The sequence below is a fragment of the Xanthomonas campestris pv. badrii genome (genome assembly GCF_012848175.1).
Classification (GTDB): Bacteria; Pseudomonadota; Gammaproteobacteria; order Xanthomonadales; family Xanthomonadaceae; genus Xanthomonas; species Xanthomonas campestris_C.
In genome coordinates, this window is sequence record NZ_CP051651.1 from 2573857 (window position 1) to 2591046 (window position 17190).

16 protein-coding genes and 1 tRNA gene are annotated in these 17190 nt (G+C 65.6%); 4 read left to right on the plus strand and 13 right to left on the minus strand.

Annotated features, from left to right (window positions below; all coding sequences use genetic code 11):
- Nucleotides 1-438: 438 nt before the first annotated feature.
- The 3 genes from HG421_RS10840 to grxD are packed head-to-tail and all read right to left on the minus strand — an operon-like array spanning nucleotide 439 to nucleotide 2092.
- Nucleotides 439-1038, minus strand: a complete 600-nt coding sequence (locus HG421_RS10840) for a YhgN family NAAT transporter (RefSeq protein ID WP_039407493.1) — start codon at nucleotides 1036-1038, stop codon at nucleotides 439-441.
- Complete coding sequence (locus HG421_RS10845; RefSeq protein WP_169706383.1) at nucleotides 1035-1775, minus strand: SDR family NAD(P)-dependent oxidoreductase; 741 nt, start codon at nucleotides 1773-1775, stop codon at nucleotides 1035-1037. Before HG421_RS10845 ends, HG421_RS10840 begins: the two co-directional genes overlap by 4 nt.
- Nucleotides 1772-2092 (minus strand): Grx4 family monothiol glutaredoxin, encoded by a 321-nt coding sequence (gene grxD, locus HG421_RS10850; protein ID WP_104542540.1) that lies wholly within the window; start codon nucleotides 2090-2092, stop codon nucleotides 1772-1774. Before grxD ends, HG421_RS10845 begins: the two co-directional genes overlap by 4 nt.
- 120 nt (nucleotides 2093-2212) lie before the next feature.
- On the opposite strand from grxD, the gene HG421_RS10855 reads away from it, so the two are divergent.
- Nucleotides 2213-2791 carry a superoxide dismutase gene (locus HG421_RS10855; protein WP_169706384.1) on the plus strand — a complete coding sequence of 193 codons (579 nt, stop codon included), beginning with the start codon at nucleotides 2213-2215 and terminating at the stop codon, nucleotides 2789-2791.
- A gap of 145 nt (nucleotides 2792-2936) precedes the next feature.
- Here the strand turns inward: HG421_RS10855 and HG421_RS10860 are convergent, their stop codons facing one another.
- Entirely contained in the window at nucleotides 2937-4082 is a 1146-nt protein-coding gene (locus HG421_RS10860) for a 5-(carboxyamino)imidazole ribonucleotide synthase (protein WP_169706385.1), read from the minus strand.
- Nucleotides 4079-4582, minus strand: a complete 504-nt coding sequence (gene purE / locus HG421_RS10865) for a 5-(carboxyamino)imidazole ribonucleotide mutase (RefSeq protein WP_169706386.1) — start codon at nucleotides 4580-4582, stop codon at nucleotides 4079-4081. The genes HG421_RS10860 and purE overlap by 4 nt, the downstream gene beginning before the upstream one ends.
- Before the next feature lie 58 nt (nucleotides 4583-4640).
- Between purE and HG421_RS10870 the strand changes: the two genes are divergently transcribed.
- The 3 genes from HG421_RS10870 to HG421_RS10880 all read left to right on the plus strand — a co-directional run bounded on the left by HG421_RS10870 (nucleotide 4641) and on the right by HG421_RS10880 (nucleotide 6913).
- On the plus strand, nucleotides 4641-4910 hold the full coding sequence (locus HG421_RS10870; RefSeq protein WP_029221568.1) for a Trm112 family protein: 270 nt from the start codon (nucleotides 4641-4643) through the stop codon (nucleotides 4908-4910).
- On the plus strand, nucleotides 4907-5791 hold the full coding sequence (nadC, locus tag HG421_RS10875) for a carboxylating nicotinate-nucleotide diphosphorylase (RefSeq protein ID WP_169706387.1): 885 nt from the start codon (nucleotides 4907-4909) through the stop codon (nucleotides 5789-5791). Before HG421_RS10870 ends, nadC begins: the two co-directional genes overlap by 4 nt.
- A 63-nt stretch (nucleotides 5792-5854) precedes the next feature.
- A complete protein-coding gene (locus HG421_RS10880; protein ID WP_169706388.1) occupies nucleotides 5855-6913 on the plus strand; it encodes a DUF2272 domain-containing protein in 1059 nt (352 codons plus the stop codon).
- 867 nt (nucleotides 6914-7780) lie between these two features.
- Here HG421_RS10880 and pnp read toward each other — a convergent pair.
- From pnp to HG421_RS10920, 8 genes are all read right to left on the minus strand, one after another.
- Nucleotides 7781-9895, minus strand: a complete 2115-nt coding sequence (gene pnp, locus HG421_RS10885; RefSeq protein ID WP_169706389.1) for a polyribonucleotide nucleotidyltransferase — start codon at nucleotides 9893-9895, stop codon at nucleotides 7781-7783.
- 167 nt (nucleotides 9896-10062) lie between these two features.
- The gene (gene rpsO / locus HG421_RS10890; RefSeq protein WP_005991399.1) at nucleotides 10063-10323 is read right to left on the minus strand and encodes a 30S ribosomal protein S15; all 261 of its coding nucleotides are present in this window, start codon (nucleotides 10321-10323) and stop codon (nucleotides 10063-10065) included.
- Nucleotides 10324-10477: 154 nt separating this feature from the next.
- Complete coding sequence (gene truB / locus HG421_RS10895) at nucleotides 10478-11404, minus strand: tRNA pseudouridine(55) synthase TruB (protein ID WP_169706390.1); 927 nt, start codon at nucleotides 11402-11404, stop codon at nucleotides 10478-10480.
- Between the two features lie 80 nt (nucleotides 11405-11484).
- Nucleotides 11485-11877 (minus strand): 30S ribosome-binding factor RbfA, encoded by a 393-nt coding sequence (gene rbfA, locus HG421_RS10900; RefSeq protein ID WP_005914265.1) that lies wholly within the window; start codon nucleotides 11875-11877, stop codon nucleotides 11485-11487.
- Between the two features lie 116 nt (nucleotides 11878-11993).
- The gene (gene infB, locus HG421_RS10905) at nucleotides 11994-14708 is read right to left on the minus strand and encodes a translation initiation factor IF-2 (RefSeq protein WP_169706391.1); all 2715 of its coding nucleotides are present in this window, start codon (nucleotides 14706-14708) and stop codon (nucleotides 11994-11996) included.
- Between the two features lie 95 nt (nucleotides 14709-14803).
- Entirely contained in the window at nucleotides 14804-16315 is a 1512-nt protein-coding gene (gene nusA / locus HG421_RS10910; protein WP_169706392.1) for a transcription termination factor NusA, read from the minus strand.
- Between the two features lie 4 nt (nucleotides 16316-16319).
- A complete protein-coding gene (gene rimP / locus HG421_RS10915; protein ID WP_064508062.1) occupies nucleotides 16320-16910 on the minus strand; it encodes a ribosome maturation factor RimP in 591 nt (196 codons plus the stop codon).
- Nucleotides 16911-17107: 197 nt separating this feature from the next.
- Nucleotides 17108-17184 (minus strand) — tRNA-Met (locus tag HG421_RS10920).
- Between the last annotated feature and the right edge of the window lie 6 nt (nucleotides 17185-17190).

Below are 17190 nucleotides of genomic sequence, written 5' to 3' on the forward strand. Positions count from 1 at the left end.
CGCCAGATTGCGCAAGGTCGCAGCAAGAGCGCGATGCAGGTCTCGACTTCCGGCCGTTTTACCGGGCAGACGCGGGAAAGGGCCTCTCATGCGTCACGGTGCGCGCACACCTGGTAGCCAGGAAGTCGTCCCGATTGTGACAAGCCACCTGGACTTGGCTTGGCACCCTTCCGCGTGCGTGGAGCCCGCACTGCTCGACAAAGTCTGGAGGAACGCATTGTCGAGCGCGAACCCTTTAACGCCCCGCCCCGCCCCGCCATGGCCGGGAGGGCTGGGGCGCGCGCTATTGCGGCCTCCAGATTGGCTCGTCATCTGGACGCTCGCGGCAAACAAAGCAAGGCAACCGACTGCGCCCAGATGCGTCGCGCCTCCCGCAGCGCATCCGCATCCCCGGAGCGCCCACATCAAGACGTGCGACGCCCCTGCTCCATCAGCGCTTTAGATCGACACCGGCAACTTGAAATACGTCCCCAGGCCATCCAGGAACATCTGCACCGAGATCGCCACCAGCAACATGCCCATCAGGCGTTCGACCGCAGTCAGTGCCCGATGACCCAGCAGCTTGTAAAGCAGCGGTGCGGAGGCCAGGATCGACGAGGCGCCGATCCAGGCGATCATCAGCGCCAGGCTCCAGTCCCAGAGCCGGGTGGGCTCGTTGCTGCCCATCAGCATCACCGCCGCCATGCCCGAGGGGCCGGCCACCAGCGGGATGGCCAGCGGCACGATGAAGGGCTCGCCGTCGGGAATCTCGCCCATCAGCCCCTCCGGGCGCGGGAAGATCATGCGGATACCGATCAGGAACAGCACGATGCCACCTGCGATCGCCACCGACTCCTGGCGCAGGTGCATCAGCTCCAATGCGTATTTGCCGCCCCACAGGAAGGCCATCAGCACGCACAGGGCGATCAGCAGTTCGCGCGCCAGCACGAAGCGTTGCCGCTTGGGCGGCAACGGCTTGAGCACGCTGAGGAACACCGGGATGTTGCCCAGCGGGTCGAGAATCAAGAACAGCAGCAGGGCTGCCGACAGAATGGTCATGCCGAGGGGCTCCAGATCGCACCGCGGTGCGGAGCACCTGCCAGAGACAACAGGGTGACGCAGGCAGCGGCATAGCGCGTGGGGTCGGCTGCGTCGGCGTCTTCCTGATGGGTGAAGGCGCGCGCGCGCAGGGCGGTGCGCATCGGGCCGGGCTGCAAGCCGTGGAGACGCACCGGGCCAGCGGCGGTTTCGTAATGCAGGCTGGCGAGCAGGCCGCGCTGCGCATGCTGGGCAGCGCCATAGGCACCCCAGTAGGCCTGGCCGACGCGCGCCGGGTCGTCGACGACGAAGACCACCGCCGCGTCGTCCTGCTGGCGCAGCAGCGGCAGGCAAGCCTGCGTGAGCCAGGCGCGCGCGGTGAGGTTGACATGGATGGTGCGCGCAAAGGCATCGGGCGCTGCCAGCTCGGCCGGCGTCAGCCCGGCGAAGTCTGCCGCGCAGTGCAGCACGCCGGAGACGCCCCCCAGCTCGGACTGCAGGCGCTGCGCGAGCGCGGCATAGTCGTCCGGGGTGGCGCCGGCCAGGTCCAGCGGATACAGCAACGGCTCGGCGCCCAGTGCCGCAACGGTGTCGTACACGCGTTCGAGCGGGCGCAACTTGCGCCCCAACAGCACCACGGTGGCACCGGCCTGCGCGCACGCCCGCGCTGCGGCGCTGCCCAAGCCACCAGCCGCGCCGGTGATCAGCACCACACGCCCGGTCAGGCCGGCCGACGCGGCGGACTGCGCTGCACTCACGGCTGGTAGGCCTCGCTGACGATGCGCTTGAGTTCGCCGGCCTCGAACAGCTCCAGTGTGATGTCGCAGCCGCCGATCAGCTCGCCATGGATGAACAGCTGCGGGAACGTGGGCCAATTCGAGTAACGCGGCAGGTTGGCGCGTATTTCCGGTTCTTCCAGCACGTTGACGGTGCGCAGCTGGTCGGCGCCGGCGGCCACCAGGGCCTGCACTGCGCGACTGGAAAAGCCGCACATCGGGTATTGCGGGGTGCCTTTCATGAACAGCACGATCGGGTGCTGCTCGACTTCGGCCTGGATCCGTTCCATCACCGGCATTGAACTCTCCTGACTGGGAGCGGCAGGCCCGACCGCCGGGTCGGATAGACTTCCGCAAAGGCGCGCATTGTAAGCCTTCACGCGACCTGCCGCCGGACTCCCTTCGCTGCCCTGCACACCATGCCGATCGAACACCTTGCCCTGCCCTACTCCCGCGCGGCCCTGGAGCCGCATCTATCGGCCGCGACACTGCAAGCCCACCATGATGTGCGCCACCGCAGCGAAGTCGAGCAACTCAACGCCTGCATCGAAGGCAGCGAGTTCGCAGAACTGACCCTGGACGAGATCATCGGGCAGGCGCAGGGCAGCGTGTTCCATCTTGCAGCGCAAGTGTGGAACCACAATTTCTATTGGCAGTGCCTGCGCCCTCGCGGCGGCGGCGAACCGCTGGGCAGGCTGGCCGACAGCATCGGCAAAGCGTTCGGCGATTTCGCGCATTTCAAGCAGGAATTCAATCGCGTGGCCTTGCGCACCTTCGGCTCGGGCTGGGTCTGGCTGGTGCAACGCCCGGACGGCACCGTGGCCATCGTTGCCACGCCCAACGCCTCCACCCCGCTCACCGGACCGGACACGCCGTTGCTGGCCTGCGACATCTGGGAGCACGCGTATTACCTGGATTACCAGCAGGACCGCGCGCACTACCTGGACGCGTTCTGGAAACTGATCAACTGGGATTTCGTGGCCAGCCGATTGAGCTGACCTGAGCTGGCCATCGAAGCGGTAGCCGAACCGGTTACCGCTTGTGGCACAGCCCACGCTGCAACAGCGCCCGCTCGTCCTTGCGGGGCATCCGGCACTGCCGGACCGAGGGCGCCGCCACGCAAGCAACCAGTAACGCGCTGACTCAGCCTTCCTGCAGACGCCCGACAACCGGCGCGACCTGCGCCTCGCGCTGCAATGCCTTGCCCGCCTGCACCAGCGCAGTCGCCAGCGCCTGCGGCGTATCGGCACGCACGGTGGCATGTCCTACCTTGCGCCCTTCGCGTGCCTGCTTGCCGTAATCGTGCCAGTGCCCACCTGGCACAGCCAGGAACGCGCCCGCATCGGGCATGCTGCCCAGCCAGTTCAACATGCACGCATGCCCCCGCATCGCGGTGCTGCCCAATGGCAGGCCGAGGACCGCACGCAGATGATTTTCGAACTGCGAGGTCTCGCCGCCTTCGATGGTCCAGTGGCCGGAGTTGTGCACGCGCGGGGCGATCTCGTTGGCAAGCAGTTCGCCATCGCGCACGAACAGCTCCAGCGCGAATACGCCCACGTAGTCCAGCCGGTCGGCAATCGCACGTGCATGCGCTTCGGCAGCCGTCTGCAACGCCTCGTCGACCCGGGCGGGCGCAAGACTGGCCGACAGCACACCGTCCACATGCCAGTTTTCGGTCGGCGGCCAGGCACGGAATTCACCGTCGCGGCCACGCACGGCGACCACGCTGACTTCGCGTTGAAACGGCACGAACGCCTCGAGGATCAGCCCCACCGTGGCCGCCTGCGCCCCCAGCGCGTCCCAGGCGGCATCAGCGTCTGCAAGCGTCTTGATCCGGAACTGGCCCTTGCCGTCGTAGCCGAAGCGGCGGGTCTTGAGCACGCACGGCGCGCCGACGCGCGCCAGCGCGGCATCCAGGCCGGCGCGGTCATCGATTGCGGCAAACTCCGGCACCGGGATGCCTAGTTCCCGAAACAGGGTCTTTTCGCTGAGCCGATCCTGCGCCACCGCCAAGGCAGCCGGGCCTGGGAACACCGGTACCTGCGCGGCAAGGTGCTGCGCGGCGGCGGCCGGCACGTTCTCGAAATCGAAGGTGATCACATCTACTTGCGCAGCGAATGCGGCCAGCGCCGCCGTATCGTCGAATGCGCCAACCTGCAGCGGTGCCATCTGGCCCGCGCAGGCATCGGCTGCCGGGTCGAACACGGCAAAGCGCAAGCCCAGTGGAGCGCCCGCCAGGACCAGCATGCGCGCCAGCTGGCCGCCGCCGAGAATGCCGACCGTGCTCATTGGCGCGGGTCGTCGCTGGCCATGACATCGTCGGTCTGCTTGGCGCGGAACTGTGCCAGCGCCTGACCGATCTGCGCCTGCCCGGGCGCCAGCATGGCCGCCGCAAACAACGCTGCATTGGCCGCACCCGCATTGCCGATCGCAAACGTTGCCACGGGAATGCCGGCCGGCATCTGCACGATCGACAGCAGCGAATCCATGCCGTTGAGCGCCTTGGACTGCACCGGCACGCCCAGCACCGGCACCGCGGTCTTGGCGGCCAGCATGCCCGGCAGGTGCGCCGCGCCGCCAGCGCCGGCAATGATCGCGCGCAGGCCGCGCTCGCCCGCTTGCTCGGCGTAGGTGAACAACACATCCGGGGTGCGGTGCGCCGAGACCACCTTGACTTCGTACGGCACGCCCAGCGCATCGAGCTTCTGAGCCGCGTGTTGCATGGTTTCCCAATCCGAACGGGAGCCCATCACGATGCCGACCAGCGGCGCGGAGTGGTTGAAGGTCATGGCCCTGCCCTGCGGTAAAGACGTATTCTAGCCAATCTCCACGCAAGACAAGACTTCGATGGATCGCAAACTGCTCGACCTGCTGTGCTCGCCCGACACCCGTCAGCCGCTTTCGCTGCTGGATGGCAAGGGTCTGGAAGCACTCAACACCGCCATTGCCGGCGGAACCCTGCAGCGCGCCGACGGCAGCGTACAGGCGCAGCCGCTGCGCGAGGCGTTGATCACCCGCGACCGCAAGCAGATCTTCCGCGTCGACGACGGCATTCCGGTGTTGCTGGCCGAAGAGGCCATCGCCACCGCGCAGATCGCCGATTTTCCCGAAAAGTGAGCTCGTCCGTGCGTACCAGCGTGCCGGAGGCGCCTCCGGCGGCCATGGTCGAAGCCGACGTGGCGCGCGCGCTGGCCGAGGATATCGGCAGCGGCGACGTCACCGCCGCGCTATTGCCCGACCAGGCCGACGGCGCCTACCTGCTGTGCAAGCAGGATGCGGTGATCGCCGGCCGTCCCTGGTTCGATGCCGCCCACCGCGCACTCGATCCACAGGTGCGCATCGACTGGCACGTCCACGAAGGCCAGCACGTGAGCGCCGGCACCGTGCTGGCCCTGCTGCAGGGTCGCAGCCGCAGCCTGGTCAGCGCCGAGCGCACCTCGCTGAATTTCATGCAGACGCTTTCGGCCACTGCCACCACCACCGCAGCCTATGTCGCCGCCGTCGCTGGCACCGGCACGCGCATCCTGGACACGCGCAAGACGCTGCCAGGCCTGCGCGCGGCGCAGAAATACGCGGTGCGTTGCGGCGGCGGCGATAACCACCGCATCGGCCTGTTCGATACGGTGATGCTGAAGGAAAACCACATCCGCGCCGCCGGCTCGCTGAGCGCGGCGGTGCATGCCGCACGCGCGCAGCAGCCGCAGTTGCCGCTGGTGGTGGAAGTAGAAACATTGGAGCAACTGGGCGAAGCCTTGCAGGTGGGTTGCACGCGCATTCTTATCGACGACTTCGACCCGGCCATGCGGCGCGAGGCCGTGCGTATCGTTGCCGCCTTACCAAGCGAACAGCGCATTCCGCTGGAAGTCTCCGGCAGCGTGGATCTGGCCGGCATCCGCGCCATCGCCGAAGACGGCGTGGACTGCATTTCCATCGGCGGGCTGACCAAGCACGTGCAGGCAGTGGACCTGTCGCTCAAGCTCGGACCGCCACCGCGTTGATTTCACGCATGCACGCAGGCGGCTCTGGCAGCCTGCGACGATTGATTGCATGCGGAATATTCAATGAATGCAAGACCCTGGTCGTGGATCTGCCTGTTGCTTGCCGGATGGGGAGGCAGCGCCGCCGCCGCCGAAGTGTGCGATGTCCCACCGCGCTTTGGCACCAGCCCGGCAGCCATTGCCATCGTGCGCAGCGCCTGTAACGAACACCGCCTGTGGCAACGCCCGTTTATCGATGCCAAGGGCCGGCTGGCCAGCCTGGGCGTGACCGAGGCCGAATCCGGTTACCTGGCCGACCACGGCCTGGTGGCCTGGCAGCGCGTTGCAGGTTACTGGCGCGCCAGCGGTACGCTCGACTCGATGGGCGGGCGTCCGGGTGCTTCCAGTTGCGCCGCACTGGACGGCACGCGCTACACCGCCAGCGACTGCCGCGCGTTCCTGATCGACAACCCATGGTCGGCCGCCTTCATCTCCTGGGTGATGACGCAAGCCGGGCTGAGCGGTTTCCATCGCTCGGCGCGCCATCTCGATTACATCCGCAGCGCCTACAACGACGGCGCCACCGGGCCCTACCAGTTCACCGACCCGGCAGTGGAGAAGCCTGCTCCCGGCGACATGCTGTGCCTGCTGCGTGGGCGCAGCGTGGCGCTCGGCTACGCGGGACTGAAAGCTGCGCTTGGCGGCAGTGCACCGATGCCGTGGCAATCGCATTGCGATGTGGTGGTCGCTGCCAACGTCGGCGGTGATCGCACGCTGTACCTGATTGGCGGCAACGTGTTCAACACGGTGATGATGCGCAAGATGCCGCTGGACCGCGCTGGCCGCGTCGTCCTGCCGACGCCGCAGTCGGACATCAACCAGGATCAGAACGAGGACAGCCTGGGTATTGCCAGCGAATGCACGCCGGCCAGGGAAGAACTCTGCGACTTCAACCGACGCGACTGGGCAGTGCTGTTGAAATTGCGTGCTGATGCGACAGTGGTCAGCCCGCCACCGACGGCGCCGCTGCCGACACCTGGCACCGCCCCCGCAGAGCAAACGATGCCGCCAGGCTTTCCACGCGTCGTGCCGCCGCGCCCGGAAACGCAGCCGGCGCAGAGGCAACAACAGCAACTTGAGTAAGGACGGATTCAAAGCCCCTTTCCTGCGGGGCGAGAAGGCACGGCTTGCGCGCCAACGGCGTGCGTGCCTTGCAGCGCCCGCGCCGCGAGCGCGGGCCGGGGCGCGGAGTGGGGGTTGGGGTGAGGGTACGGTGCGAAGCCCTTGTTCGCTCCCAGCCCCAGCGGCCTTGCACGCACCCTCATCCGGCGCTGCGCGCCACCTTCTCCCCCATAGAGGAGGACAATGTCCCGGAGGGAGAAGGAATCAAAGCCCCTCTCCTGCGGGAGAGGGATTGGGGTGAGGTACGGTGCGAAGCCCCCTTATATTCTGAACAGCACGAGGCCTTGCACGTACCCTCATCCGCCCCCTTGGGGCACCTTCTCCCGAGGGGAGAAGGAATCAAAGCCCCTCTCCTGCGGGAGAGGGGTTGGGGTGAGGGTACGGGCGAAGTCCCCTCATATTCTGAACAGCACGAGGCCTTGCACGCACCCTCATCCGCCCCCTTGGGGCACCTTCTCCCGAGGGGAGAAGGAATCAAGGCCCCTCTCCTGCGGGAGAGAGGTTGGTGTGAGGGTACGGGCGAAGTCCCCTCATATTCTGAACAGCACGAGGCCTTGCACGCACCCTCATCCGGCGCTGCGCGCCACCTTCTCCCCCATAGAGGAGGACAATGTCCCGGCGCGAGAAGGAATCAAGGCCCCTCTCCTGCGGGAGAGGGGTTGGGGTGAGGGTACGGGCGAAGCCCTTGTGCGCTCCCGGCCCCAGCGGCTTTGCACGCACCCTCATCCGGCGCTGCGCGCCACCTTCTCCCGGCGGGAGAAGGGATCAAGCGCACAACAAAAAAGCGGGCCGAAGCCCGCTTCTTCGTGACACGTCAGCCAGTGGCGATTACTCGGCCGAAGCCGGCACGCCCTCGCCTTCTTCCACTGCCTTGATCGACAGGCGGATACGGCCCTGCTTGTCCACTTCCAGCACCTTGACGCGGACAAGATCGCCTTCCTTCAACTTGTCGCCGACCTTCTCCACGCGCTCGCTGGAGATCTGCGAGACGTGCACCAGGCCGTCCTTGCCCGGCAGGATGGTGACGAACGCGCCGAAGTCCATGATCTTGGCGACCTTGCCTTCGTAGATGCGGCCCGGCTCCACGTCCGAGGTGATCTGCTCGATGCGCGACTTGGCAGCCTGCGCGGCAATCGCGTTGACCGAGGCGATGATGATGGTGCCGTCGTCCTGGATGTCGATCTGCGTACCGGTTTCCTTGGTGATCGCCTGGATGGTCGAGCCGCCCTTGCCGATCACTTCACGGATCTTGTCCGGGTGGATCTTGATGGTCAGCAGACGCGGCGCGTAGTCGCTCAGTTCCTGACGCGGGGTGGTCAGCGCATGCGCCATCTCGCCCAGGATGTGCAGACGGCCAGCCTTGGCCTGCTGCAATGCCTGCTTCATGATCTCTTCGGTGATGCCTTCGATCTTGATGTCCATCTGCAGCGCGGACACGCCTTCGGCAGTACCGGCCACCTTGAAGTCCATATCGCCGAGGTGATCTTCGTCACCCAGGATGTCGGAGAGCACGACGAAGTCGTTGCCTTCCTTCACCAGACCCATCGCGATACCTGCGACCGGCGCCTTGATCGGCACACCGGCATCCATCAGCGCCAGCGAGCTGCCGCAGACCGACGCCATCGAGGACGAACCGTTGGACTCGGTGATTTCCGAGACCACGCGAATGGTGTACGGGAATTCTTCCAGGCTCGGCATCACCGCCAGCACGCCGCGCTTGGCCAGGCGGCCGTGGCCGATTTCGCGACGCTTCGGCGCACCGAAACGACCGCACTCGCCCACCGAATACGGAGGGAAGTTGTAATGGAACAGGAAGTTTTCCTTGTACTCGCCCGACACTGCGTCGATGACCTGACCATCGCGCGCGGTGCCCAGCGTGGTGATCACGATCGCCTGTGTCTCGCCGCGGGTAAACAGCGCCGAGCCATGGGTACGCGGCAACACGCCGGCCTTGGCGCTGATCGGACGCACGGTGTCCAGTGCACGGCCGTCGATGCGCACCTTGCTGCTCAACACCGAACCACGCATGGTCTGGTATTCCAGCTCGCCGAATTCCTTGGCCAGATCACCGGCAGCCCAGCCTTCGATGGTCGCGCGCGGCGCCAGGGCGCCCAGCACGTCCTTCTTGATCGCGGAAATCGCATCGCGGCGCTGCAGCTTGTCGCGCACCTGGAATGCCGACGCGAGCTGATCGCCCACCGCTTCCTTCAGCGCGGCGATCATGCCGTCGTTCTTGGCCGGGGCCACCCAGTCGGACGGCTTGGTGCCGGCTTCGACGGTCAGCTCGTTGATGACGTTGATGACCTTCTGCATCTCGCGATGACCGAACGTCACAGCGCCCAGCATCACGTCTTCCGACAGCAGCTCGGCTTCGGACTCGACCATCAGCACCGCGTTGGCGGTACCGGCCACGACCAGCTCCAGCTGCGAATCCTTCAGCTCGGTCACGGTCGGGTTGAGGATGTATTCGCCATTCTTGTAGCCGACCTTGGCGGCGCCGATCGGGCCCTTGAAGGGGGTGCCGGCCAGCGACAGTGCAGCCGAGGCGCCGATCAGCGCGGCGATGTCGCCGTCGATGTCCGGATTCATCGACATCACGGTGGCGATGATCTGCACTTCGTTCTTGTAGTCCTCCGGGAACAGCGGACGGATCGGACGATCGATCAGGCGCGAGATCAACGTTTCCTTCTCGGTCGCACGTCCTTCGCGCTTGAAGAAGCCGCCCGGGATGCGGCCGCCGGCGTAGAACTTCTCCTGATAATCGACCGTCAGGGGAAAGAAGTCCTGCCCTTCGCGCGCGCTCTTGGCGGCGACGGCGGTGACCAGCAGTACGGTGTCGTCGAACTTGACGATGACGGCGCCACCTGCCTGGCGAGCGATTTCGCCCGTCTCAAGGGTGACGGTGTGCTTGCCGTACTGGAAGGTTTTGGTGATTTTTGCCACGGAGGTTTTTCCTTAGGTGTAACTGTCTTCGTTGGACCGTCGTCGACCCATGCCGAGAACGGGCGGCCGGGAGGCTCCGGCCCATGAACTGGGTGATGCGATGACGCGTTTGCGAAGGACCAAAACAAAACCGCGGCGCATCGCTGCGCCGCGGCGGTAGGACTCGATCAGCGGCGCAGGCCGAGCTTCTCGATCAGCGACTTGTAGCGGTCGTTGTCCTTCTTCTTCAGGTAGTCGAGCAGGCTGCGGCGACGGTTGACCATCTGCAGCAGACCGCGACGGCTGTGGTGATCCTTCTTGTGGGTCTTGAAGTGACCGGTCAGCAGCTCGATACGTGCGGTCAGCAGAGCGACCTGCACTTCCGGCGAACCGGTGTCCTGGGCGCTGCGCTTGTTGTCTTCAATAACTTTCTGGGTGTCGACAGACATGAGGTGTTCTCGATAGATGCGTGGTCGACAGGAACGTGCGTGACGCACCGTCGGACTCGCCGTTTGCTAGGAATATGCGCTTGGCGCTGAGGTGCCCCGATCGGGGCCGCGAAATTGTACCGTTGCATGACGCCAGGAACAAGTTGACTAAACCTTAACAACCCGCAGGCTCGTTCAGTCCATTGAACAGGCGCTGCGGCGACAGGCGACCGTCGACGTCAACAAGGCCAAGGCCTGAGGGGCTTCCATCCGGACCGAAAACGGCCACCTGACCGACCGGAAACGCCGGGTCGCGCAACCGTTGCCCCATCCGGAAGCGGGTCGCATGGGCCTGGTCGAGCGTGATCTGCGCAAAATCGGCCAGCCCGGCCTGGATCGGCAGCAGCAGATCTTCCGCCCGCGCGCCCGATTCCAATGCCGCGCTCAGCGCCTCAAGAGTCAGCATCTGTGGCGACCGGAACGGCTCGACCCAGAGCCGGCGCAGCGAGGCGATATGCGCGCCGCAGCCGAGCACTTCGCCCAGATCGCGCGCCAGGCTGCGGATGTAGGTGCCGGAGCCGCAGGTCACCCGCAACTGCAGGCGGGGCGCCTGGTAGCCGATCAACTCGATTGCATGCACGTCGACCTCGCGTACCGGGGCCTCGATCGCCTCGCCGCGGCGTGCCTTGGCATAAAGCGGCTCACCGCCCTGCTTGAGCGCGGAGTAGATGGGAGCCTGCTGCTGGATGCGCCCGATGAATGGAGCCAAGGCCGCACGAAATGCGTCGTCGCTCAACGCCGGCACTGCACGCTTGCGCAGCGGCTCGCCGTCGGCATCGTCGGTATCGGTGGTGACGCCCAATACCACCTCGGCGTCGTAGGCTTTGGCCGAACCCAGCAGCAAGCCGGCAATCTTGGTGGCTTCGCCCAGGCACAACGGCAGCAAGCCGGTGGCCAGCGGGTCCAGGCTGCCGGTATGGCCACCTTTGTCTGCGCGCAACAAGCGGCGCGCGGCCTGCAAGGCATTATTGGAGCTGAGCCCGGCCGGTTTATCCAGCAACAGGATGCCGTGCAGCGGGCGATAGACGATGCGGGGTTTCAAAAGATCGGTGCTCGAGTCGGACGCCGTGCGCGTCCGCGGGAATCCAGGGGCGCAGCAATCTCGCCCAGCCAACGCAGCGCTCAGCGCTGCTCGGCGTCTTCATCGCTGGATGTGGCCTCGGGACCAACGTCGTCCAGGTCACGCAGCAGATTGTCGATGCGTTCGCCGCGATCGACCGAATCGTCGTAATGGAAGTGCAGCTCCGGCACGTGGCGCAATTTCATGGCGCGCGCCAGCTGCGTGCGCAGCTGCCCGGCGATTTCCTTGAGCCCCTTGACCGCTTCGGCCGACCGCTCCTGCTGCAGCGCGGTGACGAACACCTTGGCGTGCGCCAGGTCACGGCTGATCTCGACATCGGAAACGCTGACCGACGGCAAGCCGTGGTCGCGCACGGCCGCGTGCACGATCGTGCCGAGGTCGCGACGCACCTGCGCCGAAACGCGGTCGGTGCGATGGAATGATTTGGTTGGCATGGTCTGGAACCTTTTGGTTCGGGACCGGGGACCGGGGACCGGGGACCGGGGAAAAGCGCAAGCCAAGGCTCTTGCCGTCCCGGGTCCCGGGTCCCGGGTCCCCGGTCCCGTCTGCATTACAGCGTACGCGCCACTTCGATACGCTCGAAGCACTCGATCTGGTCGCCGGCCTTGACGTCGTTGTACGCCTTCACGCCGATACCGCACTCGGTGCCGTTGCGCACTTCGTCGACGTTTTCCTTGAAACGGCGCAGCGATTCCAGCTCGCCTTCGAACACCACGACGCTGTCGCGGAGTACGCGGATCGGCTTGCTGCGCTTGACCACGCCTTCGACGACCATGCAGCCAGCGACCGCACCGAACTTCGAGCTGCGGAACACATCGCGCACCTGCGCGATACCGATGATCTCTTCGCGGATTTCCACGCCGAGCAGACCGGAGGCCACCTGCTTCACCTGATCGATCACGTCATAGATGATCGAGAAGTAACGCAGATCGATGCCGTTGGACTCGACGATCTTGCGCGCCGAGGCATCCGCACGCACGTTGAAGCCGATGATCGTGGCCTTGGAAGCAGCCGCCGAATTCGCATCGGACTCGGTGATGCCGCCCACGCCTGAGTGGATCACGTTGATGCGGATGTCCTCGTTGGACAACGCCACCAGCGACTGCTTGAGCGCTTCCACCGAGCCCTGCACGTCGGCCTTGATCACCAGGTTCAGCACCTGCTGGCCTTCGCCCTTGCCCATCTGGGCCAGGATGTCTTCCATGCGGTTGGTGGCCGAGGCGACCAGACGCGACTCGCGGCGCTTGGTTTCGCGCTGCTGTGCCACGTCCTTGGCCAGACGCTCGTCGTCGACGACCACGAAGTCGTCGCCGGCTTCCGGCACGCCGGACAGGCCGAGCACCTGCACCGGAATCGACGGGCCCGCCGAGGCCGGCTGGTGGCCGGTTTCGTCGAACAGCGCACGCACACGGCCGTACTGGATGCCGCACACCAGGTAGTCGCCACGCTTCAGCGCACCCTGCTGCACCAGCACCGTCGCGACCGGGCCGCGCCCCTTGTCCAGCGACGATTCGATCACGGTACCGCTGGCGCGGCCTTCGGCCACTGCCTTGAGTTCCAGCACTTCGGCCTGCAGCGAAATCGCATCCAGCAGCGTGTCCACGCCAGTACCGACCTTGGCCGAGACTTCGATGAACTGGGTATCGCCACCGAACTCTTCGGCCACCACGTTTTCGGCCAGCAGCTCGTTCTTGACCCGCAACGGATCGGCGCCGGTCTTGTCGATCTTGTTCACCGCCACGATCAACGGAACACCCGCCGCCCTGGCGTGCGCCACCGCTTCCTTGGTCTGCGGCATCACGCCGTCATCGGCGGCAACCACCAGCACCACGATGTCGGTGATCTTGGCGCCACGCGCACGCATCGAGGTAAACGCGGCATGGCCGGGCGTATCCAGGAAGCTGATGACGCCACGGCCGGTTTCGACGTGGTAGGCACCGATGTGCTGGGTGATGCCGCCGGCTTCGCCGGAGGCGATCTTGGTGCGGCGGATGTAATCCAGCAGCGAGGTCTTGCCGTGATCGACGTGACCCATGATGGTCACCACCGGCGGACGCGGCGTGGCCTCGCCCTGCGCGTCTTCGGCATGCGCCAGCAGCGCATCCTCGAAGTCGGCATTGTCGGCGCGCACGGCCTTGTGGCCGAGCTCTTCGGTCACCAGTGCCGCAGTGTCGTGATCGATGGTCTGGGTGATGGTCGCCATGACGCCCATCTTGAACAGCGCCTTGACCACGTCGCCGCCCTTGAGCGCAAGCTTCTGCGCCAGATCGGCCACGGTAATGGTTTCGCCGATGGCCACTTCACGCACCACCGGTGCGGTGGGACGCTCGAACCCGTGCGGACCGGTGTTGCCCTGGTTACCACCACGGCCACCGTCATTGCCGCGACGCGACGACGACGAACCCGGACGACCAGTTGGCTTACCACGCACATTGGAACGGCGCGCACGATCGGCTGCAGACAGATGCAGCTGACCGGCAAAGCGCTTGGTCGCATCGTCGTCCTCGACGCCAGCCACCATGACGTGCGAGCCGCGCGTCTTGTGCTTGGCGGCATTGCTGCGGTCGTCCGCACGTGCCGGCGCTGCCGGACGCGAGGCCGGGGATGCGCCGGCCGGGCGCGCCGCACGCGGTGCGGACGACGGCGAAGCAGCAGAACGTGCAGCTGGCGCCGCGGCAGACGGCGTCGGCGCGTCAGCAACCGGGGCCGGCGCACTGGCAGCCGCAGCGGCTTCCTCGGCAGCCTTGCGCTCGGCTTCTGCACGGTCCTTGGCGGCCTGCTCTTCCTCGCGCTTGCGCTGAATCGCTTCGTCGCGCACACGGTCGCTTTCCGCCAGGCGCTGCTGCTCTTCGAGGTTGCGCTGACGCGACTCCTCGAGCTTGCGCAGGATATCGGCGCGCTCTTCGTCCGGTGTCATCGGCGCGGCGCGGCCGCTGCCTTCGTTCTCGGACTTCACATAGGTGCGCTTCTGCCGCACTTCCACATTGACCGTGGTCTTGGTGCGGCCGGCGTTGACAGTGACTTCCTGCAGCTTGCGCCGATTGAGCGTGATTTTCTTGGCTGCTTCGCTCGCCGCTTCGGCAGGCGTGTCGGCCTTGCCATGCGTGCGACGCAGGAAGCCAAGCAGTTTCATCTTCTCGGTGCTGGTCACGACCTGGTCGGGACCGCTGAACTTCATTCCGGCCTCGGCCAGTTGAACCAGCAGTTTATCGACCGGCGTATTGACCAGTTCGGCAAGCTTGCGGATGGTGGTTTGCTGCGACATTCGGATCCTATGATCTGGTTGGCGCCCCCTCGCCCAGAGCAAGGGATACGCTGATTCTAAGCCCTGATGGGGTCAGGGCGCGGTTCATTGCCGGCTCATTCGCCGCGCTCCAAACGGGCGATCTCCTCGGCGCGGGCCGCCAGGATCAGCGCCGCGGCGCGCTCCTGGGTCATGCCCTCGATGCCGAAGTCGACGATCTCGTCCGCGGCCAGGTCGGACAAGTCCTCGCTGGTACGCACGCCGTGCTCGGCCAGAGCAAAGGCCGTCTCCTCGTCCATCCCCTCCAGCGCCAGCAGGTCCTCGGTGGGCTGAGTTCCTTCCAGGCCTTCTTCCTCGGCCAGCGCGGCGTTGAGCAACGCATCGCGGGCGCGGGCACGCAGTTCTTCGACGATGTCTTCGTCGAAGCCTTCCACCGCCAGCAGTTCGCCAACCGGGACGTAGGCGATTTCTTCGACCGTGTTGAAGCCTTCGGACACCAGGATGGCGGAGATTTCCTCGTCCACTTCCAGGCGATCCATGAACAGCTGGCGCGCCGATGCCTGTTCAGCCTCGGACTTGGCGGCCACTTGGTCGGCGGTCATCACGTTGAGCTGCCAGCCGGTCAGGCGGCTGGCCAGGCGCACGTTCTGGCCGCCCTTGCCGATCGCCTGGGCCAGGCGGTCTTCGGCCACGGCCAGGTCCATCGAATGCTTTTCTTCGTCAACGATGATCGACTGCACTTCGGCAGGCGCCATCGCATTGATCACGAAGTTGGCCGGATTTTCGTTCCACAGCACGATGTCCACGCGCTCGCCATTGAGCTCGTTGGACACCGCCTGCACGCGCGAACCACGCATGCCGATGCAGGCGCCGATCGGATCGGTGCGGGTGTCGTGCGCAATCACCGCGATCTTGGCGCGATCGCCCGGATCGCGTGCGCAGGCCTTGATCTCGACCAGGCCCTGCCCCACTTCCGGCACTTCCAGCTTGAACAGCTCGATCATGAATTCGGGCGCGGCGCGGCTGATGAACAGCTGCGGACCACGCGGCTCCGAACGCACTTCGGCCAGGTAGCCGCGCACGCGGTCGCCGGGGCGCAGCACGTCGCGCGGAATGCCCTTGTCCTTGGGAATGAAGGCTTCGGCATTACCGCCCAGATCGACAAAGATATTGCCGCGCTCGGCGCGCTTGACCACACCGGTGATCAGCTCGCCGACACGATCCTTCCACGCATCGACCACCTGCTGCCGCTCGGCCTCGCGCACGCGCTGCACGATCACCTGCTTGGCAGCCTGGGCGGCGATACGACCGAAATCCGGGTTTTCGATCTGTTCTTCGATGTAGTCGCCCACTTCCACGCCATCGGCTTCGTCGATGGCATCCATCAGGCGCACCTGGCGGTCCGGCGACTCCATCACCACGTCGTCGGCCACCACTTCCCAGCGGCGGAAGGTCTCGTAGTTACCGTCCTTGTGATCGATGGTCACGCGGGTCAGCACGTCCTGGTCGGGATAGCGCTTCTTCGCTGCGGAGGCCAACGCGGCCTCGATCGCTTCGAAGATCACTTCGCGCGGCACGCCCTTTTCGTTGGCGACCGCATCCACTACCAGCAAAAGTTCCTTGCTCATTTCGTCACTCCGCGCGCGGCTTGCCAGCCGCCGACTCGTTGGATGGTTTCTTCTTGTCGTGCCCGGGTTTTTTCGGGCCGGGCTTATTCGGTTTTTGCGGTGCCAGACCCAGCGCAACCCAATCCGGCACGATGCGCGCCTTGTCGATGTTGTCGAAGCCGATCTGCACGTCCTTGCCATCGATGGCGAACACCACCGCGTCCGCGGCGGGCTCGATCCGCACGATCTGGCCCTGGAAGCGGCGCCGACCATCCTGCGCCAGCTTCAACACGATCTTGGCCGACTCGCCGGCATGGCGGGCGAACTGCTCGAGAGTGAACAAGGGGCGATCGACACCCGGCGAGGACACTTCCAGGGTGTAGTTGCCGCTGATCGGGTCTTCGACGTCGAGCTGGGCAGACACTTCGCGGCTCACGCGCTCGCAGTCGTCGACGTTGATCACGCGCTCGGGCTGTTCGGCCAGCGGCACATCGATGTAGAGACGCAACGTGGCGCCACCTGGAGCGGGAAGATATTCCACGCCCAGCAGTTCCAAGCCCAGGGACTCAACCGTTGGACTCAGCAGATTCGCGATTTCAGTCGCTTTTTCGCTCACAGACTGCCCTGATCAGATGATTGCCAGTAAAACCCCGGCAACCGGCAGCAAACTTTCCGGTTCCGGAAAAAACAAGGGGCCCGATGGGCCCCTTGCGTGAAAAAAGCCCGACCTCGCAGGGTCGGCGTAAAGACGGGAACATGCGTCCTTACGATCCAAGAAGTTGAATCACTGCGGCAAAGCAACAATTCGAAACTTGGTAGCGGGGGCAGGATTTGAACCTGCGACCTTCGGGTTATGAGCCCGACGAGCTGCCAGACTGCTCCACCCCGCAGCAGAA

Excerpts from the sequence above, each read along its gene's own strand:
- rbfA (WP_005914265.1), bottom strand. The coding sequence starts at position 11,877 with ATGCCAACCAAATCATTCCATCGCACCGACCGCGTTTCGGCGCAGGTG.
- HG421_RS10855 (WP_169706384.1), top strand. The coding sequence starts at position 2,213 with ATGCCGATCGAACACCTTGCCCTGCCCTACTCCCGCGCGGCCCTGGAG.
- purE (WP_169706386.1), bottom strand. The coding sequence starts at position 4,582 with ATGACCTTCAACCACTCCGCGCCGCTGGTCGGCATCGTGATGGGCTCC.
- nusA (WP_169706392.1), bottom strand. The coding sequence starts at position 16,315 with ATGAGCAAGGAACTTTTGCTGGTAGTGGATGCGGTCGCCAACGAAAAG.
- grxD (WP_104542540.1), bottom strand. The coding sequence starts at position 2,092 with ATGCCGGTGATGGAACGGATCCAGGCCGAAGTCGAGCAGCACCCGATC.
- infB (WP_169706391.1), bottom strand. The coding sequence starts at position 14,708 with ATGTCGCAGCAAACCACCATCCGCAAGCTTGCCGAACTGGTCAATACG.
- HG421_RS10860 (WP_169706385.1), bottom strand. The coding sequence starts at position 4,082 with ATGAGCACGGTCGGCATTCTCGGCGGCGGCCAGCTGGCGCGCATGCTG.
- HG421_RS10880 (WP_169706388.1), top strand. The coding sequence starts at position 5,855 with ATGAATGCAAGACCCTGGTCGTGGATCTGCCTGTTGCTTGCCGGATGG.
- rpsO (WP_005991399.1), bottom strand. The coding sequence starts at position 10,323 with ATGTCTGTCGACACCCAGAAAGTTATTGAAGACAACAAGCGCAGCGCC.
- HG421_RS10870 (WP_029221568.1), top strand. The coding sequence starts at position 4,641 with ATGGATCGCAAACTGCTCGACCTGCTGTGCTCGCCCGACACCCGTCAG.
- HG421_RS10840 (WP_039407493.1), bottom strand. The coding sequence starts at position 1,038 with ATGACCATTCTGTCGGCAGCCCTGCTGCTGTTCTTGATTCTCGACCCG.